The following is a 24,453-nucleotide window of genomic DNA, read 5'->3' on the forward strand; positions in this document are numbered from 1 at the left end:
AAGATTGGCCACCAAAAGAATATCTACGGCTCGTATCCGATGGGATGATAACACCAAAACAAATTGCGCTTTAGTGCGATAGCACAAGATTGAAGGCGGTAGTGTCCAAATTTAGGGGGTTAATCCGTGAGGTCCGTTAGCGAAAGCAGAACGCTTCAACTCAGTTACTCACAATGAATCGTCGACAACCTCATGTTGAACCGTTAGCGGTTGGGAATGACACGGATACGAATGTAAGGGACATATGGGACCTTAAGAGTGACAATTTCTTGGTTTTCCGGGCGTTTGAGGCCGCTAAGAGTACGCCATGTCCGTTAGCCGATCTCAATACCCATGCAGGTATGGGGGACAAGTAACGCTGCTTCGGGAACGTTCTGCTAGATAGGTTGAACTTAAGATGGCAACATTCGGCTAGCTCTTCCACGGCAACATCCATCATGTGCTTGAAAGCCTACAGGTGTACATCTTTTTTGTCTTATAGTTGACCACCATGTCAAAATTCCCGCAAACGTGCATCTATTTTTCTGCTTAACCCGTTGTTCAGGGAAAACTCGCATGAAATTCCTGCATGATTGGCGGAATTTCCCCCTTAGGAACGCCATCTATGTAAAAAACTGCGCTTTGGCAGGTTTCCGACCTGGCACGGGACTGAGACTGTCTACTACCATGAATACGATTCTTAAGAACAACTTATATAGATTCAAAGGAAGAGATTCATTAAGCTCTGGAAGGAGGGGGCAGGATTGTCCTTGCTCGAGGTAAACGGCTTGTCGGTAGCCTTTGTCCAATACGTGCGCGGCTTTCGCCAAAAACAGGTGCAGGCGCTTCACGGCCTGAGCCTGTCGATCGATGCCGGCGAAATTGTCGCCGTCGTAGGCTCCAGCGGCTCCGGCAAAAGCTTGCTTGCCCATGCCATACTGGGCATTCTGCCGGCCAACGCCCGCGTGTCGGGCACCCTCCGCTTGGACAGGGAGGAGCTGACGGCAGAGAGGCAGCAGGCTCTGCGCGGGCGAGAGATTGCGCTCGTTCCGCAATCGGTGCAGTATCTGGACCCGCTGATGCGCGTCGGCCGTCAGGTCCGGGATGCGGTGCGGACCGGCGGCGATCCGGCCGCCGTCCAGCGGGACGTGTTCGAGCGCTACCGGCTGAAGCCGGAGACGTCGTCGAAGTTTCCGTTCCAGCTATCGGGCGGCATGGCCCGCCGGGTGCTCGTCTCGACCGCTACGGTCAGCGGAGCGCGGCTCGTAATCGCCGATGAGCCGACGCCCGGGCTCGATGCCGCGGTCGTCCGCGAAGCGCTCGGCCGCTTCCGCGAGCTGGCGGACGAGGGCTGCGGAGTCATGCTGATCTCGCATGACATCGAATCGGCACTCACCGTCGCGGACCGGGTCGCGGTGCTGTATGCCGGCTCCGTAGTGGAGATCGCCCGGGCGGGCGACTTCACGGGAGCGGGCGAACAACTGCGGCACCCTTATACGCAGGCCTTGTGGCGCGCGCTGCCACAGAACGGCTTCGTGCCGATAGCGGGCTCTCAGCCCCCTGCGGATGCATTGCCCGCGGGCTGCGCCTTCGCTCCGCGCTGCGGGCTGGCCGATGCAGCCTGCACGGGGGGGCAGCCGGGAGAACGCGAGCTTCACGGCGGGATCGTGAGGTGCTTCCATGCTTCTTGAAGCGCATGATCTCGGTTACCGGTACAGCGGCAAGCATCCGTGGCTGCTGCGGCACGTAAGCTTCAGCATCGAGCCGGGCGAGACAGTCGGCTTGGTCGGGCCGAGCGGCTGCGGCAAATCCACGCTCGCGCGTCTTCTAGCCGGCTATGAGCGCCCCCAGGAGGGCCGGGTCACGCTGGGCGGACAGCCGCTGCCCAAGTCGGGGTACCGTCCGGTGCAGCTCGTCTTCCAGCATCCGGAGAAGGCGGTGAATCCGCGCTGGACGATGAAGCGTACGCTTGGCGAGGGCGGCGAGCCTGATCCTTCTCTGCTGGCGGACCTGGGCATTGAAGCCGCCTGGCTGGAGAGATGGCCCAACGAGCTGTCGGGCGGCGAGCTGCAGCGCTTCTGCGTGGCGCGGGCCCTTGGCCCGCAGACCCGGATGCTGATCGCAGATGAAATGACGACCATGCTGGACGCGATTACACAGGCGCAGATCTGGCAGGCCGTAATGGAAAGAGCCCGGCGGCAGCGGATGGGCGTACTGGTGATCAGCCATGAGCATCGCCTGGTCGAGCGATTGTGCAGCCGGATTATCGAGCTGGGCGGAGATAGAGCTTGACGCGGCATGTCCTCCGTCGTAGTCTGGTGGCATGACCCACGTAACAGAACAGACGCTAAGGAGGATTTTACTTTGACAATGCTGCGGTTATCGGATATTAATTTCCGCGATCCTTTCATCCTGCCGGTGCCTGACGAGCGGGCTTACTATTTATATGGCACGGAGGGAGCGGTAGCTTGGTCGGGGAAACCGTCAGGCTTCGATTGCTATCGTAGTACGGATCTGGAGCAGTGGGAAGGTCCGCTGCCAGCCTTCCGCGTGCCGGAGGGGTTCTGGGCGGATCATCACTTCTGGGCCCCGGAGGTCCATCTGTACGAGGGAAGGTACTACATGTTCGCCTCGTTCAAGGCGGAGGAGCGCAGGCGCGCTACCCAGATTCTGGTGGCGGATCGGCCGGGCGGGCCATTCGTGCCCCATGGCGAGGGGCCGGTGACGCCTTCCGACTGGGAATGCCTGGACGGAACGCTTTACGTGGATGAGTCGGGCAAGCCATGGATGGTATTTTGCCGGGAATGGCTGCAGGTGACCGACGGGGAAATGTATGCGGTGGAACTGAAGCCCGCCCTTGACGGTACGGTCGGGGAGCCGGTCCTTCTGTTCCGGGCCTCCGAGTCCGGCTGGTCTCTGCCCGGCAAGGAAGGGCAATACGTGACCGATGGACCGTTCATGCACCGGATGGCGGACGGCGAGCTCGTCATGCTCTGGTCCAGCCTCGGCACCCGGGGCTATGCGATGGGCATTGCCAGATCGGCAAGCGGCTTGGTAACCGGTCCTTGGACGCATGAGGCCGAGCCGTTCTACAAGGAGGATGGCGGTCACGGCATGCTGTTCCGCGACTTCGGCGGCAGACTGCTGCTGACGATTCACACGCCGAATCGCAATCCCCAGGAGCGGCCGGTGCTGTTGGAGCTGCGGGAAAGCGGAGGGCGGTTCGAGCTGGCTGAGGCGGGAGCGGAAGCTTGACATAGCCAAGCTCAAGATCGGGCGGGTTCAGCGCGCGGTATTTCGCTGCATGACGGCGGTTGGTCAATTGCAATGGATCGGCGAAGGCTGGCCAGGCGGGCAGCTGGATACATAGGAGGACCGGGACGGGCTTGATCCGCTCCGGTCCTTCCTCTTTTAGAAGGGCATCGGGAGCTGAGTCAGCCCTTCAGCGGCCAATTGACGAGGCCGTGCATGGCAATCGCGTTTCCTCGCCTTGCTGTGTTTTCGGCAGCGGGAAGAGGTCCGGACGACCTGAAGGCGTCCGACTCGGCTTTGTTAGCCTCGGCTCATAGCCGATTGGATGGTACTGGCGAGACTGCTTTCATCCTGCAAGACCTGGCCATGCCAAACATTTTAAAAATATTCGCATTAAAGGAATTGGAATATACAAGATTTCACGATATAATCGGGAATGGGAATAGTTATCAACGGCGGTTACCAGCGCCAAATTCACGAACAAGGAGCTTGATCATGGCAAAGGCACTTATTTTCGGTCATAAAAATCCGGACACGGATACGATTTGTTCCGCACTTGCTTACGCAGACCTGAAGACGAAGCTGGGGCAAGAAGTCGAAGCGGTACGCCTGGGAGCCGTAAGCGGTGAGACCCAATTCGCACTGGACAAGTTCGGGGTTGAAGCGCCTCGTCTCGTCGAGACGGTTGCAGGCGAAGTGAAGGATGTTATCCTCGTCGATCATAACGAGCGTCAGCAAAGCGTTTCGGATATCGATCAGGTTCGCGTCATCGAAGTTATCGACCACCACCGTATCGCCAACTTCGAAACGAGCGGCCCGCTGTACTACCGCGCGGAGCCTGTCGGCTGCACAGCGACGATCCTGAACAAGATGTACAAGGAGAACGGCGTAGAGATCAGCCCTGCGATTGCCGGTCTGATGCTGTCGGCGATCATCTCCGACTCCCTGCTGTTCAAGTCCCCGACTTGCACGGAGCAAGACGTGGCGGCAGCTCGCGAGCTCGCGGCGATCGCAGGCGTAGATGCAGACAGCTACGGGCTGGACATGCTGAAAGCCGGAGCCGATCTGAGCGACAAGACGATCGCTCAGCTGATTACGCTGGACGCTAAAGAATTCCAAATGGGCGCTTACAAGGTCGAAATCGCTCAAGTGAACGCGGTGGATACGAACGATGTGCTTTCCCGCCAAGCTGAAGTGGAAGCAGCGCTTAATCAAATCATCGCCGACAAAAACCTCGACCTTTTCCTGTTTGTCGTAACGGACATCCTGAACAATGATTCGATCGGTCTGGCCCTGGGCCGCAAAGCCGAAGCCGTCGAGCAAGCGTACAACGTGAAGCTGGACAGCAACAAAGCCGTTCTGAAGGGTGTCGTGTCCCGTAAATCGCAGATCGTGCCTGTGCTGACGGACGTATTCAATAAACTGTAGGATGCTAACAAGCAGCCGGTTGACTTCGGAGTCGGCCGGCTGCTTTGTTTGAGCTTCTTCTTCGGGATGAATAGCCGGATAGGGATGCTCCCTCTTGACTTCTTCTTGGATTCCGTTCTATAGTAAAGCTATCTTCACAACAAGGAGAGATTTTGATGTCGGTGGTCGTTCTTAACTCATAATTCCATATGAAGGGTTCCGGTTCGCTTGTAGCGGCTTGCTGATTTCGGCAGGTTAAGTTTGCTATGCGTGCGGAAAGCCTTGGAATTGGTTAAGAACAGCGGATATCATACAATGCCTCAGGAATCTTCCTGCCCATTGCGACCCATCCGTGCTGAGTTCTCAGCGCGGTTTTTTTGTTCATGGGCGCATGTTTACGGGGGGAGTCTGACAAAGGGCGGAGAATGACATTTGGTCATTCTTCGTCCTTTTTTTGTATTCCATTTTAAAGGAGAGATCTACCATGAATGAAAAAGCATTGAAGCGACTGGAGTACGATAAGGTGAAAGAAACCTTGCGGTCTTATGCAGTTTCCTATTTGGGCAAGCGTTATATCGATGAGCTCGTCCCCCTGACGCAGGAGAGGACGATCCGGCAGCTGCTGAATGAAGCGGACGAAGCGAAGGGCCTGCTCCTGACTGGCGCAAGCGTGCCGATCCCGTCACTGGAAGGGATGGAGACGATCGTTTCACTGTTGGGGACCGGTTATGTGCTCAGCGAGAAGGAGTTTTCGCATCTTCATCAATTTCTGACCAGCTGCGGACAGTTGACCCGCTATATGGCTGCCAAGACGGCTGTTGCCCCTCGCGTGGCTTCCTACGCGGCTTCGATGTACGCGGCTGATCCGTTGAAGTCGGCCATCGAACGGTGCATTCGCAGCGGACAGGTGCTGGACTCGGCCAGCAAGGAGCTGGCCAAGACACGCAAACGGATGCGCACAGTGGAGGATCGGCTCAAAACGAGGCTGAACGCGCTGATGAGCAGGTACAGCGGAATTTTACAGGAGCATCTATTCAGTACGCGCAACGGGCGGTATGTGCTCCCGGTCAAGAAGGAGCACCGCCGCCAAATCCAGGGGGCGGTGCTGGACGAATCGGGCAGCGGTCAGACGGTCTATATCGAGCCCGCGGACATAGCCAATCTGCACAGCGAGCTTTCCGCATTGAAGGCGGAGGAGGCGCGCGAGGAGCTGAAGGTGCTGAGCGAGTTGACGGAATTGGCCGAGAGCTACGGCGATGACCTTCGCTTGAATATCGAGACGGTCGGTGCCTATGACTTCCTGTTCGCCAAGGCCAAGTACGCCGTGGCCTTAGGAGGAAGCAACGTGCGGCTGAACACGGATGGCCGCATGGAGCTTCGCGAAGCGAGGCATCCGCTGATGGGCAGCTCGATGGTGCCGCTCCATTTCTCTATCGGCAGCGGATACCGGTCCCTGATCATCACTGGGCCGAATACGGGAGGCAAGACGCTGGCGATCAAGACAGTCGGCCTGCTGACGATGATGGTGCAGTCCGGTCTGCTCGTACCGGTGCAGGCAAACAGTCTGTTTGCCGTATTCGAGCATGCGGCTGTAGATATCGGGGATGGGCAAAGCATCGAGCATGCGCTCAGCACGTTCTCCGCGCACGTCCGCAACGTGATCGAAATTTTGCAGATTGCGGATCGCTCAACCTTGGTGCTGATCGACGAGATGGCGACCGGCACCGATCCGGGGGAAGGCGTCGGCCTGTCCATCGCTATTTTGGAGGAGCTGGGAAGAAGGCAATCCACGGTGGTGGCGACCACTCATTTTACAGAGATTAAAAATTTTGCATCGGCCACTCCCGGGTTTCAGAATGCCAGGATGGAATTCGACGCGGAGACGCTGCAGCCGCTCTATCGGCTGAGGATCGGCGAAGCCGGTCAAAGCTATGCGTTTCTGATCGCGCAGAAGCTGGGGATACCGGAGGAACTGGTGAGGCGCTCCAGGGAAATCGCGGAGAAAGGATTCGGCGAAGGCATCCTTTATGAGCAAGGGGAGGTGCAGCAGGAGCCTGGCCAATCAACGCGGGAGCCTGGTCAATCGCCGCAGGAGCCAGGCCAATCGCCGCAGGAGTCCAGTCAATCGGCGCCGGAACCTGGCCAATTACCGACGGATCCTCGCCAATCGCCACCGGAGTCTAACCCGCCTCAGCCTAGAAAGCCCGACTCCGACTCTTCGGCTGAAGTTCCTGCCGCTCCACGCAAGCTTCAGCGAGGAGACAGCGTGTATATCGCTTATCTGGAGAGAACGGGGATTGTGTATGCGGAGGAGGACGACCGGGGGAACGTGGGGATTATGATTCAAGGCCAGAAATTCAGCATCAACAAGAAGAGGCTAACCTTGCATATCGAGAACAAGGATCTATATCCCGATGACTATGATATGGATATTGTGTTTGAATCCAAGCTGACGCGCAAGAAAAGTAAATTAATGGGGCGCAAGCATGTTCCGGGTCTTGTCATTGAGAAGAAGATGGACGAATAGAGAGCAGGGCTGCAACAAACCAGTTCCCACCTCGTCTAATACATGGAAGATGTGGTGGGAAATGGAGGGTAATCTGTAAAATGATGAATCTAAAACGTTTTGTCTCATTCGGTGCAGGGGCGATGGCGGCTATTCTGCTGCTCCTGGTCGGTGCATGCGAGCAAAGGGGAGCGCCTCAAGCCGACCAGGGCGGCGACAACCCGGATGTGGTAGTGATCGGATCGGAGATCGAGGGCGTGTATTTGGCCCGCGCGGCGCGGGACGAAGGATTGTCCGTCACCATCCTTGACCCGAGGGAGAAGCCTGGCGGCCAACTGATTCAAGGGGAAATGCTGTATCTGGATGAGCCCTTCGGCGACAACAACGAGTCGCTGCTACAGGGCAAGGTCAAGCTGTTGTTCGACCGCTATAAGAAAGGCGAGATCCGCAAGCGGGAGGAATTCGAGACGTATTATGCCTCCCTGCTGAACGGAATCCGGCTTGAATCGGGGATTACACTTGCGGGTGTGGAGATCGAGCCGGAGAAGGGAGCGGTCGGTCGGGCGATCCGTTCGCTGACTTATACGACGAAGAGCGGCGAAACGAAGACGCTGTCGGCGAAATATTGGGTAGAAAATTCCGACATGGCGGCCCTCAGCTCACGGTTGGGATTGTCCCGAATTCCCGGTATTGAAACCGTATTTGGCGGAGAACGGGACCATATGGCGGCCTCGCTGATGATGAAGTTCCGGCAGGTGGACTGGGCCCGTTTTCAGCAGGAGATTGGGCGGCTGACCCGTCAGGAACGGGAGGAGAAATACGGCAAGAACACGACGGTCACGGATAAATTCACCTGGGGCTTCAGCGGGGTCGGAGGTCGCTACAAACCCAGCTCCAAGGAGATGTTCTTACGCGGGCTCAATACGATCCATCAGCGGGATGGCGAGGTGCTGGTCAATGCGCTGCTGCTCTATGGGGTAGACCCCGCAGACCCGGATAGCGTGACTCGAGCCAGAGAGCTCGGGATGCGGGAGACGGAGCGTATACTTCCGCATCTCCGGCAGGAGCTGCCGGGCTGGGAGAATGCCGAGATCAACGGCTACCCCGACTATCTGTATATTCGGGATTACGACCGGTATGAGACGGAATACGTGCTGCAAGCCGCCGATCTGATGAGCGGCAGGATGTTTGAGGATAATGTAAGCATTGCGGGATACCCGATCGATCTTCAGGGAACGAGGAACAATAATTGGGGGACGAGTAAAGGCGACCCCGACAAATACGGTATGCCCCTGCGAGCTTTTCTGGCCAAGGGGTATACGAATGTCATTATGGCAGGCAAAAATGTCGGCGCCTCCGCGATCGCCTACGGCAGTGCCCGTATTCAGCCCAATACGTCCCTTGCGGGAGAAGTGATCGGCGTCCTGCTGGCCCGTTGGGATGGGAAGGGAAGCTTGGCGGAGCTGTCGCCGAAGGATATGAAGGATCTGCAAGCCTATGTCAAGAAAAAATATAACATCACGTTAACGGGAGTAAAGTCTGCCAATAAGATCGCGGGGCTTACGGAAGAAGAAATCCGGCGGTTAAATGCGGGAAAGTGACTGACAAGCCTCTCCGGTGTTCCCCGGACTAAAGTGTGCTACTATTAAAGGTAGAATACGAGCCGGGAGGAGGAAGCAGCATGAGATTTTATGTCACAGCCGCTATGGTTCTTATCCTCGATCAGGCGTCCAAGCTGTGGGTCCGGATGCATATGGAGCTCAGGGAATCTTTCCCGGTATGGGGCGACTTTCTGTCCATGACTTATTACCGGAACAGCGGGGCGGCTGGCAGCACCTTTCAGGGATACGGCCGCTACTTTATTATTCCTGCGATTCTATTTGTCCTTTATGTATGGCTAGCTCGAAGAAAGGGAGAATTGCGCGGCACGGCTGACGAATACGGTTCGGCCTTGCTGGTCGGAGGAGCCGTCGGCAATGCGGTGGATCGCGCCTTATTCGGATGGGTGACCGACTTTATCGATTATGGCCGGGGGATTCTTAATGTGGCTGATCATGCGATCAATGCGGGTGTGCTGCTGATGATCTTCAGTGCCTTGATGGAGTACATCAGGTCCAGAAGGGGTAGGGAGAAGGAGAGAGAGCGGGCCTTGCCGGAGAACGCCTCTTGATGGCGCATAGAGGTCAAGCTTGGTAGGAGCAGGCATAAGGCGGAGGGAGAAGGGGACTCTAAGGGAAACGAGGAAAAGGTAGGTAAACATCCGTGCCGACTTCTAAGAGACCTGCGGGGTCAATGGTTTTGTATGCGGCGATTCTGTTCCTGGTCGAATTTGTCCGGGGTGCGTTTCTCGTCTCCTTCCTGCCAACCTACGGCGTACAGCAGCTCGGTCTGGCCGTAGCCGGCATTGGGCTCGCTGTGTCGCTTCATTATGCAACGGATACGCTCGTCAAGGGTGCGGCGGGCTACCTGCTGGACCGGTTCTCGCTGCGATTCGTGGCCCCGATCGGCCTGACGGCATCGCTGGCAGGCCTGCTGCTCGTGCAGAAGGCGCAGTCGCTGTGGGTGCTGGCGCTTGCGGCCGGGTTATTCGGCATCGGCATGTCGCCGATTTGGCTGGGCGGCCTGAGCCGCGCGGATGACAAGCGCCGGGCATCCCACATGGGGATCGTCTACACTTGCTGGCTCGCCGGCTTAGGAGCGGGTCCGATCGTGCTTAATTTGCTGCTGGACCGGAGCTACTTCGCCTCGTACTGGTTGATGATCGGTCTGTGGGGAGCGGCCTTGGTGTTGTCCTTGTTCATCGGAGGTCAGAAGGAGACGGGGACCGCGGCTGTCATCCCTCTCGGCAAGCAGATTACGCTGCTGTGGGAACGTATCCGGGCGATGAGAGTGCTGCTGCCGGCGATGATTCTGCAAACGACGGCGGCCGGCATGCTCGTGCCGGTACTGCCGTCCTTTGCCCAATCCAGCCTGGGGCTCGCCTATGCCCAATATTCGCTCGTACTTATAGCGGCCGGCGGGTTGACCGTAGCCGGCTTGATCCCGATGGGACGGCTCTCCGACCGGCATGACAGGCGTTGGTTTGTGATCATCGGGTTTGCCTCATTCGCCGCCTGCTTGTTCGCGTTGACACAGATTAGCGGACTGGGACCGGCGGTAGTCATTGCGGGGGTGCTTGGCATTTCCTACGCCGCGGTATTGCCGTCCTGGAATGCGGTGCTGGCCCAATATGTCCCTCCGGAGCAAAAGGGACTGGGTTGGGGACTCTTCTCGAGCGTAGAAGGGATAGGCGTCATGATCGGGCCCGTGCTTGGCGGCTGGCTCGCGGACCATTATCAGGCCCGTACGGCGGTATGGAGCAGTGCGGCTCTGCTTGGGGCCGTGGCCGTCTATTATGCGATCGTCTCGACCGGAGGATTGATGCGGAGGACAGAGGCGTAGTTTACTTGGGCTACCGGATTACCGGGATAGCGGCTGGGCTGGTCTTCCGACCGTGGCGCAGGCACTCTTGCGGACAGTTATGTGGACGGAATGATGTTTTTCTTTAAGCCCTCCGGCGAAACGGAGGGCTTATTTTTGTCGAAAAAGGAAAGATCTTTATTTCTTTTTGGAATTAAATCAACCAGTCCTATCGGAAAAGACGCCAAGGAAACCTAAGAATGACGGCTATATAAACGAAATTTATAGGTTGTTTGCTGAAATATAATCGATAATTGAGCTATAGTTTATTCCAAAAAAGAATAAAGTATTGTATAATACAAGTAACAAGCTACGAAGACAAGTCATACGAGAGGGGGACGAAGCGATGAAGAAACGAACTTGGCCGCTTTTGGGAGAGCTGTTCGTCACGTTTCTAAAGGTGGGTCCCGTTACTTTTGGCGGCGGCTACGCGATGATTCCGGCTATCGAGCGCGAGGTGGTCGATAAGCGGGCCTGGATTCCCGAGCATGAGATGTCCGATGTGCTGTCCGTCGCGGGTTCTGCCCCCGGAGGCATCGGGGTGAACGCTGCGGCTTTCGTCGGGTACCGGATGGCGGGGCTCGCAGGCGCGGCGGCCGCTGTGCTGGGTATCACGCTGCCGACCTTTCTGCTCGCTTTGGCCCTGAGCCTGATCTACGCCAATGTGGGGCATTACCCCAAGATCGAAGCGGCGCTGCAAGGGATTCATGCGGCGATATTCGGCCTGATCATCGTAGCGGCTTACCGAATGGGCCGACAAGCGGTGTACGACAAGACAACCTTCGCCTCGGCCGTGTGCACGCTCGTGCTGCTTCTAAGCGCGCCTGTGCATCCGTTGTTCGTTATTGCCGCCGGACTATGGCTCGGCATCGTCGTCGTCATGATCAAGCAAAAATTAGGCATTGTGGTTCAATTTTCCGGAAAGACAGCAGAGGAAGCGAATTCAACGGGTACAGGGCATAAATACGCCGACTATTTCATTGCAGACGGCATCTAGAACCGGGGTGAAACGGTATGCTGTGGAACTTATTTCTTACTTTTTTCAAGATCGGGTTGATGTCCTTCGGGGGCGGATACGCGATGCTGCCTGTGATCCAGCATGAGGTAAACCGGCATAGCTGGCTCAGCGACAAGGCGTTTGCCGATACCGTAGCCTTGGCTGGTATGGCTCCGGGGCCCATCGCAACGAACAGCGCCACCTTGATCGGCTTCAAGACGGCGGGTGCGGCAGGCGCCTTCGCCGCGACGGCAGGGATGGTGCTCCCTTCGCTACTGATCGTCGTTGTCATTGCGTCCTTTTTTCTGAAATTCCATCGTCATGATCGGGTCAAGGCTGCGTTCTACGGATTACGTCCCGTTGTGACGGGCCTGATCGCGTACGCAGCGCTGCGTTACGGTCTTGCCTCTTCCGAAGAAAGCAGCTTCTGGAGCTGGCAAGTGCTCGGCGGAGCGATCATTGCCGCCGGGGTGGTCATCGGTATGATCCGCTATAAGATGCATCCGGCTGCCGCGCTGGTATGGTCGGGACTTCTGGGCATCGCCTTTTTCAGCTGAACGGCGCTCGTCTTTTTCCGAGCACAAGCCTCCGGGATATAATGTCCGGGGGCTTTTGGCGTATCTGTTTTCTGCTTAGGTTTTTTCGTTTTCGCACTTAAGCAGGAAGGAACTGGCGTGGCGGCGTCGAACATGAACACAGAAGTCCCGGCAGACAGGCCGGCCCACTTAGTAGGGGAATTTATGGAAACGCAAGGAAAGGGGAATATTCTGATGTCTGTGATGAACATTTGGCCGGGGGAGCTGCCTTATCACCAGGAGCACGTGCAGGAGGAAACTCCGACCCTGACCTCCTATCTGCTGCCGGCAGAGGAGGGAGAACGTCGCCCGGCTGTTCTTGTCTGCCCTGGAGGCGGATACGCCAGACGGGCCGATCATGAAGGCCGTCCCGTAGCGGAGTGGCTGAACCGGATCGGCATCTCGGCATTCGTCCTGGATTACCGCGTAGCGCCGTCGAAGCATCCTGCACCGCTGGCCGATGCCCGGCAAGCCATTCGGATCGTTCGGGCGAATGCCGAAGCGTGGGGGATCGATCCCGGCCGGATCGGCATACTGGGCTTCTCTGCAGGGGGACATGTGGCGGCTTCGGCCAGCGTACTGTTCGAGCAAGGGGATGAGCATGCGGCTGATCCGCTTCAGAAGCTATCCTCCCGTCCCGATCTCGCTATTCTCTGCTATCCGGTCATCAGTCTGCTGCCGGAGTTCGGGCATCAGGGCTCGAAGAACAATCTGATCGGAGAAGAAGCGGACGAGGAGCTGGTGCAGGCGCTAAGTCTGGAGCTGCAGGTAAACCCGGACACGCCGCCGGCGTTCATCTGGCATACGTCGGACGATGCGTCCGTTCCTGTAGAGAATGCGCTGTATTACGCAGCGGCGCTTCGTCGCAACGGCGTGCCGTTCGAGCTGCACAGCTACGAAAGCGGCCGACATGGCATCGGCCTTGCCCAGGAGCATCCGTACGCGGAGCCATGGACGGCAGCCTGCGAACGGTGGCTGCGCAACCGGGGCTTCTAGCGTGCCGCATCCTGACGCTGCGTCCGAATCCAGCGTCAGTCTGATGGAGCAGGCGGGTTATGCGAGATTGAGCATAACCCGCCTTATCTTTTGCGTTCAGCGACGACACGTCGACGGATATTCTTGATCTGCCTTTCGATGCAGGGGCCGATCGGTCCGCTTCGCGGCGAGCATGAAGAGGGTAAATACCGATTAGCGGGCGGACGCTCGCTGATACTCCTATTGAAAAAGTGGCATCCTACCCGTATGATGATTTCAGACAACATAGGAGAGATGCAGGCAGGAGGGGAACGGCATTGAGGAGCAATACTAAAGGAAAAGCGGGCTACACAGCGGTCATTTCCTTGATCGTGATGGCTGCGGGGTTTATACTGACGATCCCTTGGGCAGCGACCGTTCCGTGGGTGAGATTTTTACAAAGCGGCTTTGAAGCCGGATTAGTCGGCGGTTTGGCGGACTGGTTCGCCGTGACGGCTTTGTTCCGGCATCCACTTGGCATCCCGATTCCGCATACGGCGCTGCTTCCGAAAAATCGGGCGAGGGTCACCCAGGCGCTAGTGTCTACGGTGCAAAATGAGCTGCTGAGCAAGGAGAGCATGACCGATAAGCTGGAGACGCTTCAGATCGGTGAGCGCCTGCTGGAGCTGATCGAACGCCAGATGGGCACGGAGCAGGCGAAGGCGGCCATGCTGAAGCTGATCGAGACGGTGCTGGAGCAGATCCCATGGGAGGAAGCGGCGAGCTTGGCGGACAAGGAGCTTAAGCGGTTCGCGGCTGAGCTCGATGTGTCGAAGCTGCTGCAGGCAGGGATTGGTCATGCGATCGACCGCCAATACGACGAGAAAGCGCTGAATGGGCTGCTGGATCTGGTATACGATCTGGTGAGCCGAACCGATACGCGCAACCGGCTGGGCGCTCTGGCTGTCAATGCCGTATCGCAAATGAATACCGGAGGCTTCATGTCCTTTGCGATGAATGCCTTTGCCGGCTTCGTCAATGAAGAGAAGCTTGGCGGCATGATCCAGGAGCAGCTGCTCCGTGAGATCCTCAGACTGAAGAACGCTCAGGACGGCAATCGCCGGTGGGTGCTGGGCGAGCTGCGCAAGTCGCTTCAGTCCTTTGGCCAGACCGGGGAGCAGCGCGAGGCGCTGGAGGCGTGGAAGCATGAGCTGCTGGCAGGGCTTGACCTGACCGATAAGGCCGCCCAGGTGCTGGAGGGCATCCGTATAAGGCTTACCGCCTTCATCCGGGAAGAGCGATTTGCCGATGCGTATATGCTTCCTTATCTCGCCCGCATGCTTCATAAGCTGAAGTCCGACCCGGCAGCGATGAACAGCCTGGAGACGTTTATCCGTACCGGCCTGACCCAATGGATCGGGGAAAACCATCATCTGATCGGCAAGCTGATCCATGAGAATGTGGACAAATTCGACAACGCTACGCTGATCTCGCTGATGGAAGATAAGATCGGGCGCGATCTGCAATGGATCCGGGTAAATGGGGCAATTTGCGGTTTTCTGATCGGTCTGGTTTTATTCGGGGTACGTGCTCTGGTATAGTTAATTTTACGAACCGGATGTTGAGGAAGGGCGGTGCTACGGTGAACAACATCGTACAAGAGCAATGCGACGATGCCTGTGAAGGCACGCTTCCCTTGGAAGTGCTGAAGCAGAATCTGATCGGCGAATCGACGGCCGCAGGACTTGCGGACATCTTCAAGGCGCTTGGCGACCCGACGCGGGTGAAGATCATCCATACCCTGCTGCAGCAGGAGCTGTGCGTACATGATATCACCCAGGTGCTTGACATGGGCCAATCGGCCGTTTCTCATCAGCTTCGCTATCTGCGCAACCTGAGAATCGTGAAGAGGCGCAAGGTGGGCAAAACGGTGTACTATTCGCTGGATGACGAGCACATCGAGCAGATCTTTGTTCAGATGCTTCAGCATATGAAGCATGCATGACGGAGCACCCGCCTCTAGGCTAGAGGCGGGTGTTCTTCTTTTTTCAGGCGCGTCCGCATATGCTGATAAAGCATAGCCTACAGGCCGGGGCGTCTACGGCCGGAGGGGAGGCCGTTATGCTGTCCAGGCGCAGGTGGAGAAGCCGTCCCGCCGGCAAGAGCAAGCTGCGGCGGAATGTCGCCCTGGCGTTGATTGTGCTCATCATCCTTGGGATCCAAGGTTATATGTACGTCGAGCGGAGGCTGCTGCCGCCGCTCATTCATTTGGCTGCGGTCCGGATGAAGCAGCTCGCCACAGAAACGATCAATTCGGCCATATCCGATCGGGTCTCGGGGCAAACCGATCTGGAGGAGCTGATCGACTGGCGAACGGACGCGCAAGGCCGAACGACCGGACTTACCTTGAATCCGGCCCGCCATATGAAGATCACCGCCGATACGATTCGGATCGTGCAGCAGAGGCTGGACGAGCTGGAGAAGTTTCCGGAGCATATCCCGCTTGGCCAAGCGTTGAATAGCCCGATTCTCGCTTCCTTCGGGCCGGATATCCCCATCAAGCTGGTGCCGGCGGGTTCAGCCAAGGTTGACCTGAGCACCCGGTACCGGAATGCAGGGATCAATATGATCCTGGTCGAGGTGTTTATCAAAATTCGTGTCGAGATTACGGTCATCATCCCGTTCGACTCGGCTCCCGAGGTCGTCGAAACGGAGCTTCCCGTCTCCTATTCGCTCGTCGTTGGAGATGTACCGACCTATTATTTCGATGGAAAAGGCAACCCTGTCGGCGGTTCAGGCGCAGCTCCTCCCGGCATCACAGTTCCTGGCTTGAACCTGCAGACAGTGAAGTAGAAGGGGCGCTGGGGTGCCGTCACTTGCGCCGGCGCATGCCTTCCTCGCGCTCCCATTTGCGAAGGTGAGGATAGGGGTCGAACGACCAGTCCGTCAGACCGTTGTCCCTGTACAGCCCGTAATGAAGATGAGGGGGGAATTTGCCGCTCGTTCCAGGCTTTCCGTAGCCGGAGCTCCCTACCCAACCGACGATCTGACCTGGCCTGACGACCGTCCCGGGAGAGACTTCTTTTTTATTAAAGCCGGATAGATGGGCGTAATAATGGTACACATTATTCAGATCGCGGATCCCGATGCGCCAGCCGCCGTACGGATTCCAGCCCATCAATTCCACGATTCCGTGGGTGGCGCTTCGGACCGGGACTCCGTAACCGGCGAACAGATCGGTTCCTTCGTGAATCCGGTATCCGCCCCAGCCGCGGCTTGCTCCCCAGGTGCTGCGGTACGAATAATCGGAGCGCAGCGGCAGCACAAAGCAATGCTCATGAAGATCAAGCGTGTCCGAAGCTGCATAAATTTTAGAAAACTGCTGGATTCGCTCGACGCTGCGGGCATTTTGGTAGAAATCCCACAAGGCAATCCTCAGGTCCTCCTGGGCGCTGCCCCGCTGCAGCAAAAAATGGGCCATCGCATACAGCCTGTCCAAATCGCTCGCACGGTCCGCCAGCCCGTCTCCCGACCCATCCTGTCCGAGTCCGCCGAAAAAGGCTATGCTCGATAAGCTCCGGTCCTCATGATCGGGATTCAATATGCCCCCCCACTGCAGATCCGAGAAAAAAATAGCAATCAACCCATCGGGCAGCTTTCTTTTTTTTGCCAGATTGATGGTTCGTTCGTATTGATCGATAGCGGCAAGCGTGTACCAGGGAATGCCGGTAAGCGCGCTAACCTTATCGAACAAATCCTTGCGTTCGGCGAAGATCTCCTTCATGCCTGCTCGCGTATTAGGCTTGGCCGGTGCAGATTGCGCTGCCCCGGCAGGCGCTGCAGCCGCACTTGCATGTCGGGGAGCTCCCAGGACCGTACCGGCCAGCAGAACGCTACAAAGCCAGAAAGCGGCATTTTTCGTAATAGGGACTACCATGAACAGCCTCCTCCTGCTGTTATGCGAGTTCTTATCTAGTAGAACGCTCTTGAAGTAAGGCTGCTTGTCCCGGGGATCGGCTAACGGACAGGGCGGTCTTTTAGAAGCAGATTTGGGCTTGATGAAATAGGTAACGGACTGGGGTACTCTTAGCGGTTTCAAACCCCCGGAAAACCAAGAAATTGTCGCTCTTACGGTCCCATATGAGGTTGTCGATTCATTGTGAGTAACTGAGTTGAAACGTTCTGGTTTCGTCAACGGACCTCAGAGTCTCTATTTGCAGCATTTTCGCGATATTGAAAATCTAACGGACTCAGATGACGCTATTTGGTGCATTTCCGCCCATTCTATGCGGTTTTGACGTAAGTAAGGTAGTCTGTGTCCGTTACAATTTGAACAGGCCCCATTTTTGTGAAATAGCGACTGTGGTGTCCGTTACGATCAGCCTTTACTTAACTGCGCTGCCGTCCACAATGAATCGACTGCCTCCCATAAGTCCCTTACAATCGTTTCCGTGTCTAGCCCAACCGCTAACGGTTCAAATTGTCCGTTAACTGTAACCCCGCCGCCGCACCTATGTTGCTCCATGATGCATGACTTTCAGATCGCTCTACTAGTGAGTAAGCTTAGCTTGCGCCTGTCACTGGCTTTTTATCCCGGTACAAGTTTGGTATGATGCTGGGAGGGGGGATATATGATGGCTTTTGACCACCGCGACGAGCATGTAGATACGGGAATGCTGATTATTCAGGCCAATCTGGACGACATGAATCCGGAGTTTACTTCTTACATAACCGATAAGCTTCTGGAAGCCGGAGCTAATGATGTCTACTGGATTCCTATTATTATGAAAAAAGGCCGGCCGGGCATCATGCTCAATGTGCTGGCGGCTGAAGGGAAAGCCGGGGAACTGGAAGCCGTCATTTTCTCGGAAACGACGACTATCGGGCTGCGCTACTTGCGGGCGGATTGCCACAGGCTGGGGCGGGAATTTATACCGGTTGAGACCCGGTGGGGAGCGATTCATGTGAAGGCTGCCTTTCATGAAGGCAGGATGGTGCAGTTTGCGCCTGAGTTCAAGGAATGCGAGCTGGCTGCGAAAACGCATCAGGTGCCGCTTAAGCAGGTGTACGATGAAGTGCGCCGGCTGTTTTTGGACAAGCGGGGCGACTAGTGCCAGTCTTAAAAATAGAGGAACCCGAGTTCGTTAAGTTCTGATTCCGCCCTCGATAGGGGGGATTAGAAGATAACGTCCCGGGTTCCTCTGGCTTTTCCTGACCTGCCTGCTGCAGCTTAGTATTCGACTTTTTGCTCGGATGCGCTCCATGCCCGGAAAGGAAGGGGGCTGTCCGGCGGGTATACCTGCTTCATCACAATAGAGCGGCGATCCATGGGCAGGGCGATCTGGTCGTATATAAATTGATCGTCAAAGCCTATATCGGCCGCTTCTTGTTTGGTGCAGGCATAATAAACGGCATCCGGTCTAGCCCAAAAAATAGCTCCGATGCACATCGGACACGGCTCGCAGCTCGTGTAGACGACGCAGCCCTCTAGCTGAAAACTGTTCAGATGCTTGCATGCCGCGCGAATGGCTTGAACCTCCGCGTGAGCGGTTGGATCAAGAGATGAGGTTACTTCGTTGCAGCCTCTGCCGATAATTTGCCCATCTTTTACCACGATGGCCCCGAACGGGCCTCCATGGCCGGAGTTAACATTGTCATAAGCCATCTGAATAGCCACATCCATGAACTGTTCATGATTCATTGAGACTCCTCCGTTCGCTTCCTGCATGCCGATCCTTTGAGGCTGACGATTAATGCTTCTCTTGCTGCTCGCATTCGTTATGCAGCGCAGAGCTATGCTTGTGGCTGTGCGTGAGAGTCGTATCGCCGTGCTCGCGAGGAAGAAGGTCGCGGTCGGGCGCCTGGCGGCTATGACTGTGACCCGAATGTTCCCCATGTTCATGGCGTTGCCCGGAATCGCTGCTTGCAGGTTGCCCATGTTCTTCGTGATGGTGATGATGATGCCCGTCATGATGGTGATGGTCATCGTGGTGGTGGTGATGATGCCCGTCATGATGGTGATGGTCATCGTGGTGATGATGATGATGATGCTCGTCATGATGGTGATGATCTTCGCCGTGATGATGGTGATGGCCGTGCTCATGCTTCAATTCCTCGTGATGGTGTACCTGCCACTTGTTCATGAACGGATCGGCTTTACCGACTACGACCCTCAAAACGTTCGGCTGGTTAGGTAAATCCCGCGTGCCTGCTCCATAGCCGATCGACTCTACAATCATTGGAGGCAGCCCTTTCGCGAATTCATCGACGAGCCCGGAGATAATGCCGGCTCCGGTCGGAGTCGTCATCTCCAGCGAATAGCTGGTTGTCGCGATCGGCAGCCCGCGCATCATTTCCAGCGTAGCCGGGGCGGGCACGGGATAAATACCGTGATCGCAATGCACCGTGCCTGAACCAAGCGGGACGGCCGAGGATAGAATCTTCTCGATGCCCAGGGAATCGATAGCGAGGGCTACGCCGATCACGTCAACGATGGAGTCTATGGCTCCTACTTCGTGAAAATGCACGCGTTCCACGGGAATATCGTGGATTTTGGCTTCGGCCAAGGCGATCTTCTCAAACATGCATAAGCTCAGCTTGACGACACGCTCGTTAAACCCGGAGCCTTCGATAATGCTTACGATTTCTGAATAATGCCGGTGATATTGGGGCGGATTATGCGGGTCGGGCAGCACATCCGCTTTTAAGGAAGAAATGCCTTTCTTATTCACGCGCTTCCAATCGATAGTAAAAGGCTCGATCTGAATTTTACGCAGCTCTTCCTCGATATATTCGCGGTCTGCGCCCGCGTCTACTAGAGCGGCCAGCGTCATATCGCCGCTGATGCCGGAGAAGCAGTCCAAGTATAAAATTTTCATCGCTCATCCCTCTTTGTTCGATTCTTGACGATCAATGATGCATTGTAGCCTGCCCCAAAGCCATTGTCGATATTGACGACGGAGATGCCGGGTGCGCAAGCATTCAGCATGGCGAGCAAAGCGGCTACGCCCTGGAAGCTGGCCCCATAGCCGACGCTTGTCGGGACGGCGATGATCGGCACGGAGACAAGCCCGCCGATCACGCTGACCAGGGCGCCCTCCATACCCGCTGCGACGACGATGGCATCGGCTTCCCGGATGAGGGGCAGGCGGCGGAACAGACGGTGTATGCCCGCTACGCCGACATCATACACCCGCTCGACGCGACTGCCCAGGTACTCGGCCGTGACGGCAGCCTCCTCGGCGACCGGAACATCCGATGTTCCTGCACACACGACGGCGATGAAGCCTCCGGCCGGTTCAATGGGGACACTGGCCTTAGCATCGCCCGTCTGCCAAGTTAGGGCCCGGGCGTCCCGGTGGTAGACGGCATCCGGGAGCAGCTCCTGTACGATAGCCGCCTTGTCCGCGCTTACCCGGGTAGCCAGCACGCGGCCGGCATGTCCGGCAAGCCGTTCCATGATGGCGGCGATTTGCTCGGCTGATTTGCCTTCGCCGAAGACGACCTCCGGGAAGCCTGTACGGTCTGCTCTCCGTACGTCAAGCTGAGCATAGCTTAATGAATCATCGATGGCCTCATCGAATCCGGAAGCGGGTAGTTCCCGCTGAACTGTCGTGCACGTCTGTAAGGGCTCCACGGCTTGTTTTACAAGGGGGGGCTGATCTGGGGAAGGCGGGGGTGCCGCCGCGCCGGAGGAAATCCGCTCTTCCTCGAGCAGCCTCTTGGCTTCCGCCACGTCCAGATCGCCGGACTGAACCAGCTTGAGAATATGATCTACGTTCATCATCCGAAACAAGTCCTCCTCAATCAATGAAACGATTCTTTCGTTAGTGTAGCATATTTCCATATCGAGTGAAATTCGCGGTTGTGGATTGTTGTCGCATTCGTGATATAATAACGGGTAACGCAAGCAGCAGTATACTAAGCTCCGATCTTAGCAGGAAAGCAGGGAGACCATGGCGACACAATCGATGGAACGCAAGCCGGACTGGTTAAAAACGAAGCTCACCAGCGGCGAGTCGTATAAAGATTTGAAAAATATGATGCGCAACAAGACGCTGCATACGGTCTGCGAAGAGGCGAAATGCCCCAACATACACGAATGCTGGGCAAACCGTACGGCAACCTTTATGATTCTAGGGGATATCTGCACGCGGGCCTGCCGATTTTGCGCAGTCAAGTCGGGCCTGCCGACCGAGTTGGATCTTCAAGAGCCCGAGCGGGTTGCCGAAGCGGCCGAGCAAATGGGATTGCGCCACGTGGTGGTCACTTCCGTGGCAAGAGATGACTTGAAGGATGGCGGGGCTTCGATCTTCGCAGCGACCATAACCGCTATCCGCGAGCGGATGCCGCTGTCGGGAGTCGAGGTATTGATTCCTGATTTTCAGGGGGATGAGGAATCGCTGCGGATCGTCCTGGAGGCGAAGCCGCATATTTTGAATCACAATGTGGAGACGGTGGAGCGCTTGTCAGACAGGGTCAGAGCCCGGGCCAAATACCGCCGCTCGATCGAATTGCTGGACAGATCCAAGCGGATCGCTCCCTCGATTCCGACCAAGTCCAGCATCATGCTGGGCGTTGGTGAGGAATGGAACGAAATTCTGCAGACGATGGACGATTTGCGTGCCGTCGATTGCAGTATCATGACGATCGGGCAATACTTGCAGCCGAGTCCTCAGCATCTGCCGGTCAGCCAGTACTATACCCCGGACCAATTCGCCGAATTGAAGGCGGAAGGCATGAAGCGCGGGTTCAAGCACGTGGAATCCGGACCGCTCGTTCGAAGCTCTTATCACGCCCATGATCAGGTGAAGTCGGCCCAGCAGTCGTAACCAGAGGAGGCACGAATCGTGATCCATATTGCCAATAAAACGTATGAGGTTCTTGTCGACCATAAAAACGGCTGGCGTCCGGAAGCGTTTCGCGACCGCTATAGCGAGGTGCTGGACCGCTACGACTATGTCGTGGGCGATTGGGGCTACAGTCAGCTTCGGCTGAGAGGTTTTTTTAAGGATACGCATCCTAAGGGAACGAAGGATACGATTATTTCCACGATACAGGATTATCTGAATGAATATTGCAACTTCGGCTGCGCCTATTTCATTATCGAGAAGGTAGCTACCAGGGAGCCGTCGCCTTCGGACCCTGCCGGCGAGCCCGCGCTGGCCGAGGAGGAGTACGAGCAGGCGCAAGGCGCCAGACAGCATAGGGCCCAAGAGCGCAAGGATCAGATCGCCGCGCGTCAGGCCGCCGCTGTTCATACATCGTCGGTAAGCGATGAGACGAAGCAACCGGATCGTCAGGGCGGCAAAGGGAATCACCACCACGGCGAGAGACGATACGGTCAGCAGCAGGGCGGACGCGGGCACCAGGACAAACACCAGCAAGATAGCGCCGGCAAACAAGGCGGAGGCAGCAAGCAGGGAGGCTTTCGTCAGAAGGACGGAAAGCCCGGCGGTCAGCATCGCCAAGGGGGACAGCCTCAGGGCTCGCATCGTCAAGATCGGGGAGAACGCTCCGGACCGGGCGAACGCACGGACCGTGGGGAGCGTCAGGATCGGGGCGAACGTCAGGAACGCACCGATCGCCAGGAGCAAGGCAGCCGCGCTGCCGGACATTCCGGCGCTGCCCATAACCGTCCTCCCAAGCCGCACAAGGGCCATTCCAATCCGAACAACGGACCTAAGCCGAGGCAGGAGTCCTCGCGCGTTTGATCCGATCTGTGCTCATGTAAACGAGAAGACCTTTCCCGTCCCGATCAAGCGGACTAGAGAAAGGTCTTTTTTACCCTTTGGGACAAGCAACCGGTTCAAGCTACAGCATATCGTAGCCGATGAAGGCCTCGCGCACTCTGCTCCAGAAAGGAAAAGGGCGGAAGCGGGCAAACTTCACCTTTTTGCCTGCGGCTACCATGCTGCGAATGGACAGAACATCGTTGCGCTGCATATAGACATGGTCTAGAGACAGGATAATATTTTGGCTGGCACGCGGATAAATATCGCAATGATGATGCTTCGGCAGCAGGATGGGCGATCCTAGCGTACGATAGACCCGATTATTAATCGAGGCGATTTCGGCAATTTGGATCGCATCCAGGGAAGGATGCACGATGGCTCCGCCCAGACTTTTATTGTACGCGGTACTGCCGGAAGGAGTGGATATACAGATGCCGTCGCCCCGGAACGTTTCCAAGAGCTCATCGTTAATGTGCAGCTCGGCCACTAGCGTAGCATCTACGCCCTTCAACGTGAATTCGTTCAAGGCAAGCTCCGTCTCGATGCCGTTCTGTGTCGTAATTTGAATTTCGACCAGCGGATATTTGACGACGCGGAGATCATCCTGCTGTGCGCTTTCCCCCATCAACTGGGCCAGCAGCTCCACCTCATCCGGCTTCCAATCGGCGAAAAAGCCGAGGCGGCCTGTATGTATGCCCACAAAAGCGATATGGTCGAGCTGTTCTTTATACCGGTGAAAAGCATGCAGCAGTGTGCCGTCTCCACCGATGGACAGCACGATATCGGGGTTTTCCTCATCTTGCGTGAGCCCGAACCTCTGGATCAAGCTATGGAACGTATGCATTAATTGAATCGAAATTTCGTCACCGCGGTTAACGACATTGTACTTCAACGGGTAGTCCTCCTCCAGGTTTTCATAAGAAAACCACTTCGTAAGGTATAGCTCCAGGTTTTCGTAAGAAAACCACTTCGTAAGGTATAGCTCCAGGTTTTCGTAAGAAACCGCCACTTCCCATCCATCATAAACAATCTTGTCCCATAACACAATGTAGCGCTGTCCATTCGGAATTTTATCGATCCGATCGGTCACTCAAGCTTTTTGCCGCAGCTCGGACAATACACGTACTCCGCTTCCAGCCGCTGGCCGCAGTACGGACAAAATTGTTTAATCCCCGGCTTGACGTCCCCGTGCGGCTGCTCCCGGACAGCTTCGTTGAAGCGCGATCGTGTGGAGGCAGGGACGTAACGTTCCAGCGGGTCGGGCTCGTCCCGGGCATCGACGATATCGAAGGTGGACATCCGGTTACGGCCGATCGCATTTTTGAAATGATAGATCGTTTGGACAATGCCGATCCCGATGAACAGAATGCCGAATAACGGAAACACGATGCCTACAATCGGAAACGGGGAGTTCCGCGTCATACTGAAGGCTATGATGGTCCAGAATAGGCCGAAAATGACACTGAATAAACTGCCGGCCGCTCCCATAGCGGAAGGGCCGCGCCCAGGCTTTATACTTTTCATGAGGTATCCCCTTTCTGTTGAAGCGTAAGCTAGGATTAATCCTTCATACGAAGAACGGGCCGTCTT

23 protein-coding genes are annotated in these 24,453 nt (G+C 56.5%); 17 read left to right on the plus strand and 6 right to left on the minus strand.

What is annotated here, in order from left to right:
* Positions 1–743 precede the first annotated feature (743 nt).
* From GSF01_RS17425 to yunB, 14 genes are all read left to right on the plus strand, one after another.
* Positions 744–1,670 (plus strand): ABC transporter ATP-binding protein, encoded by a 927-nt coding sequence (locus tag GSF01_RS17425; protein WP_159886257.1) that lies wholly within the window; start codon positions 744–746, stop codon positions 1,668–1,670.
* Entirely contained in the window at positions 1,660–2,271 is a 612-nt protein-coding gene (locus GSF01_RS17430; protein ID WP_159886259.1) for an ABC transporter ATP-binding protein, read from the plus strand. Before GSF01_RS17425 ends, GSF01_RS17430 begins: the two co-directional genes overlap by 11 nt.
* A 78-nt stretch (positions 2,272–2,349) precedes the next feature.
* Positions 2,350–3,234, plus strand: a complete 885-nt coding sequence (locus GSF01_RS17435) for a glycoside hydrolase family 43 protein (RefSeq protein WP_159886454.1) — start codon at positions 2,350–2,352, stop codon at positions 3,232–3,234.
* Positions 3,235–3,726: 492 nt separating this feature from the next.
* Positions 3,727–4,659, plus strand: a complete 933-nt coding sequence (locus GSF01_RS17440) for a manganese-dependent inorganic pyrophosphatase (protein WP_159886261.1) — start codon at positions 3,727–3,729, stop codon at positions 4,657–4,659.
* Between the two features lie 463 nt (positions 4,660–5,122).
* Positions 5,123–7,165: an endonuclease MutS2 gene (locus GSF01_RS17445; RefSeq protein ID WP_159886263.1), complete on the plus strand. Its 2,043-nt coding sequence runs from the start codon at positions 5,123–5,125 to the stop codon at positions 7,163–7,165.
* Between the two features lie 80 nt (positions 7,166–7,245).
* Positions 7,246–8,745: an FAD-dependent oxidoreductase gene (locus tag GSF01_RS17450; protein WP_159886265.1), complete on the plus strand. Its 1,500-nt coding sequence runs from the start codon at positions 7,246–7,248 to the stop codon at positions 8,743–8,745.
* A gap of 80 nt (positions 8,746–8,825) precedes the next feature.
* A complete protein-coding gene (gene lspA / locus GSF01_RS17455; protein ID WP_159886267.1) occupies positions 8,826–9,314 on the plus strand; it encodes a signal peptidase II in 489 nt (162 codons plus the stop codon).
* Between the two features lie 122 nt (positions 9,315–9,436).
* Positions 9,437–10,585 (plus strand): MFS transporter, encoded by a 1,149-nt coding sequence (locus GSF01_RS17460; RefSeq protein ID WP_159886269.1) that lies wholly within the window; start codon positions 9,437–9,439, stop codon positions 10,583–10,585.
* Between the two features lie 364 nt (positions 10,586–10,949).
* Positions 10,950–11,600 carry a chromate transporter gene (locus GSF01_RS17465; protein WP_159886271.1) on the plus strand — a complete coding sequence of 217 codons (651 nt, stop codon included), beginning with the start codon at positions 10,950–10,952 and terminating at the stop codon, positions 11,598–11,600.
* Positions 11,601–11,617: 17 nt separating this feature from the next.
* Positions 11,618–12,157 carry a chromate transporter gene (locus GSF01_RS17470; RefSeq protein WP_159886273.1) on the plus strand — a complete coding sequence of 180 codons (540 nt, stop codon included), beginning with the start codon at positions 11,618–11,620 and terminating at the stop codon, positions 12,155–12,157.
* Between the two features lie 213 nt (positions 12,158–12,370).
* Entirely contained in the window at positions 12,371–13,171 is an 801-nt protein-coding gene (locus GSF01_RS17475) for an alpha/beta hydrolase (protein ID WP_159886457.1), read from the plus strand.
* Positions 13,172–13,467: 296 nt separating this feature from the next.
* Complete coding sequence (locus GSF01_RS17480; RefSeq protein ID WP_159886275.1) at positions 13,468–14,730, plus strand: DUF445 domain-containing protein; 1,263 nt, start codon at positions 13,468–13,470, stop codon at positions 14,728–14,730.
* Between the two features lie 17 nt (positions 14,731–14,747).
* Positions 14,748–15,134: an ArsR/SmtB family transcription factor gene (locus GSF01_RS17485; protein WP_159886276.1), complete on the plus strand. Its 387-nt coding sequence runs from the start codon at positions 14,748–14,750 to the stop codon at positions 15,132–15,134.
* A gap of 59 nt (positions 15,135–15,193) precedes the next feature.
* Positions 15,194–15,982 (plus strand): sporulation protein YunB, encoded by a 789-nt coding sequence (gene yunB, locus GSF01_RS17490; RefSeq protein ID WP_235941572.1) that lies wholly within the window; start codon positions 15,194–15,196, stop codon positions 15,980–15,982.
* 19 nt (positions 15,983–16,001) lie between these two features.
* Here yunB and GSF01_RS17495 read toward each other — a convergent pair whose 3' ends face one another.
* The gene (locus GSF01_RS17495; RefSeq protein WP_159886277.1) at positions 16,002–17,066 is read right to left on the minus strand and encodes a M23 family metallopeptidase; all 1,065 of its coding nucleotides are present in this window, start codon (positions 17,064–17,066) and stop codon (positions 16,002–16,004) included.
* 694 nt (positions 17,067–17,760) lie between these two features.
* On the opposite strand from GSF01_RS17495, the gene larC2 reads away from it, so the two are divergent.
* Positions 17,761–18,240: a nickel pincer cofactor biosynthesis protein LarC2 gene (gene larC2, locus GSF01_RS17500; RefSeq protein WP_235941573.1), complete on the plus strand. Its 480-nt coding sequence runs from the start codon at positions 17,761–17,763 to the stop codon at positions 18,238–18,240.
* Between the two features lie 119 nt (positions 18,241–18,359).
* Here larC2 and GSF01_RS17505 read toward each other — a convergent pair whose 3' ends face one another.
* Genes GSF01_RS17505 through larB form a run of 3 tightly spaced genes read right to left on the minus strand, consistent with a single transcriptional unit; the run spans position 18,360 to position 20,915 of the window.
* The gene (locus tag GSF01_RS17505; RefSeq protein WP_159886278.1) at positions 18,360–18,830 is read right to left on the minus strand and encodes a nucleoside deaminase; all 471 of its coding nucleotides are present in this window, start codon (positions 18,828–18,830) and stop codon (positions 18,360–18,362) included.
* A gap of 49 nt (positions 18,831–18,879) precedes the next feature.
* Entirely contained in the window at positions 18,880–20,007 is a 1,128-nt protein-coding gene (gene larC / locus GSF01_RS17510) for a nickel pincer cofactor biosynthesis protein LarC (RefSeq protein WP_235941574.1), read from the minus strand.
* The gene (larB, locus tag GSF01_RS17515; RefSeq protein ID WP_159886279.1) at positions 20,004–20,915 is read right to left on the minus strand and encodes a nickel pincer cofactor biosynthesis protein LarB; all 912 of its coding nucleotides are present in this window, start codon (positions 20,913–20,915) and stop codon (positions 20,004–20,006) included. Before larB ends, larC begins: the two co-directional genes overlap by 4 nt.
* Positions 20,916–21,084: 169 nt before the next feature.
* Between larB and lipA the strand changes: the two genes are divergently transcribed.
* Complete coding sequence (gene lipA / locus GSF01_RS17520) at positions 21,085–21,960, plus strand: lipoyl synthase (protein ID WP_159886280.1); 876 nt, start codon at positions 21,085–21,087, stop codon at positions 21,958–21,960.
* A gap of 18 nt (positions 21,961–21,978) precedes the next feature.
* Positions 21,979–22,842 (plus strand): YutD-like domain-containing protein, encoded by an 864-nt coding sequence (locus tag GSF01_RS17525; RefSeq protein WP_159886281.1) that lies wholly within the window; start codon positions 21,979–21,981, stop codon positions 22,840–22,842.
* Between the two features lie 100 nt (positions 22,843–22,942).
* Here the strand turns inward: GSF01_RS17525 and GSF01_RS17530 are convergent, their stop codons facing one another.
* Both GSF01_RS17530 and GSF01_RS17535 read right to left on the minus strand, forming a co-directional pair.
* Complete coding sequence (locus GSF01_RS17530) at positions 22,943–23,755, minus strand: NAD kinase (protein WP_159886463.1); 813 nt, start codon at positions 23,753–23,755, stop codon at positions 22,943–22,945.
* Between the two features lie 194 nt (positions 23,756–23,949).
* Positions 23,950–24,387 carry a zinc-ribbon domain-containing protein gene (locus GSF01_RS17535; protein WP_159886282.1) on the minus strand — a complete coding sequence of 146 codons (438 nt, stop codon included), beginning with the start codon at positions 24,385–24,387 and terminating at the stop codon, positions 23,950–23,952.
* Positions 24,388–24,453 lie beyond the last annotated feature (66 nt).

Origin of the sequence: Paenibacillus puerhi, assembly GCF_009846885.1 — a bacterium.
Taxonomy (GTDB): domain Bacteria; phylum Bacillota; class Bacilli; order Paenibacillales; family NBRC-103111; genus Paenibacillus_G; species Paenibacillus_G puerhi.

Coding starts and splice junctions, on each gene's coding strand:
- GSF01_RS17430 (WP_159886259.1), top strand. CDS start 1,660: ATGCTTCTTGAAGCGCATGATCTCGGTTACCGGTACAGCGGCAAGCAT.
- lipA (WP_159886280.1), top strand. CDS start 21,085: ATGGCGACACAATCGATGGAACGCAAGCCGGACTGGTTAAAAACGAAG.
- lspA (WP_159886267.1), top strand. CDS start 8,826: ATGAGATTTTATGTCACAGCCGCTATGGTTCTTATCCTCGATCAGGCG.
- larB (WP_159886279.1), bottom strand. CDS start 20,915: ATGATGAACGTAGATCATATTCTCAAGCTGGTTCAGTCCGGCGATCTG.
- GSF01_RS17450 (WP_159886265.1), top strand. CDS start 7,246: ATGATGAATCTAAAACGTTTTGTCTCATTCGGTGCAGGGGCGATGGCG.
- GSF01_RS17460 (WP_159886269.1), top strand. CDS start 9,437: ATGGTTTTGTATGCGGCGATTCTGTTCCTGGTCGAATTTGTCCGGGGT.
- GSF01_RS17505 (WP_159886278.1), bottom strand. CDS start 18,830: ATGAATCATGAACAGTTCATGGATGTGGCTATTCAGATGGCTTATGAC.
- GSF01_RS17465 (WP_159886271.1), top strand. CDS start 10,950: ATGAAGAAACGAACTTGGCCGCTTTTGGGAGAGCTGTTCGTCACGTTT.
- larC (WP_235941574.1), bottom strand. CDS start 20,007: ATGAAAATTTTATACTTGGACTGCTTCTCCGGCATCAGCGGCGATATG.
- GSF01_RS17435 (WP_159886454.1), top strand. CDS start 2,350: ATGCTGCGGTTATCGGATATTAATTTCCGCGATCCTTTCATCCTGCCG.
- GSF01_RS17475 (WP_159886457.1), top strand. CDS start 12,371: ATGTCTGTGATGAACATTTGGCCGGGGGAGCTGCCTTATCACCAGGAG.
- GSF01_RS17485 (WP_159886276.1), top strand. CDS start 14,748: ATGTTGAGGAAGGGCGGTGCTACGGTGAACAACATCGTACAAGAGCAA.
- GSF01_RS17440 (WP_159886261.1), top strand. CDS start 3,727: ATGGCAAAGGCACTTATTTTCGGTCATAAAAATCCGGACACGGATACG.
- GSF01_RS17470 (WP_159886273.1), top strand. CDS start 11,618: ATGCTGTGGAACTTATTTCTTACTTTTTTCAAGATCGGGTTGATGTCC.
- yunB (WP_235941572.1), top strand. CDS start 15,194: ATGCTGATAAAGCATAGCCTACAGGCCGGGGCGTCTACGGCCGGAGGG.
- GSF01_RS17495 (WP_159886277.1), bottom strand. CDS start 17,066: ATGGTAGTCCCTATTACGAAAAATGCCGCTTTCTGGCTTTGTAGCGTT.
- GSF01_RS17535 (WP_159886282.1), bottom strand. CDS start 24,387: ATGAAAAGTATAAAGCCTGGGCGCGGCCCTTCCGCTATGGGAGCGGCC.
- GSF01_RS17445 (WP_159886263.1), top strand. CDS start 5,123: ATGAATGAAAAAGCATTGAAGCGACTGGAGTACGATAAGGTGAAAGAA.
- larC2 (WP_235941573.1), top strand. CDS start 17,761: ATGATGGCTTTTGACCACCGCGACGAGCATGTAGATACGGGAATGCTG.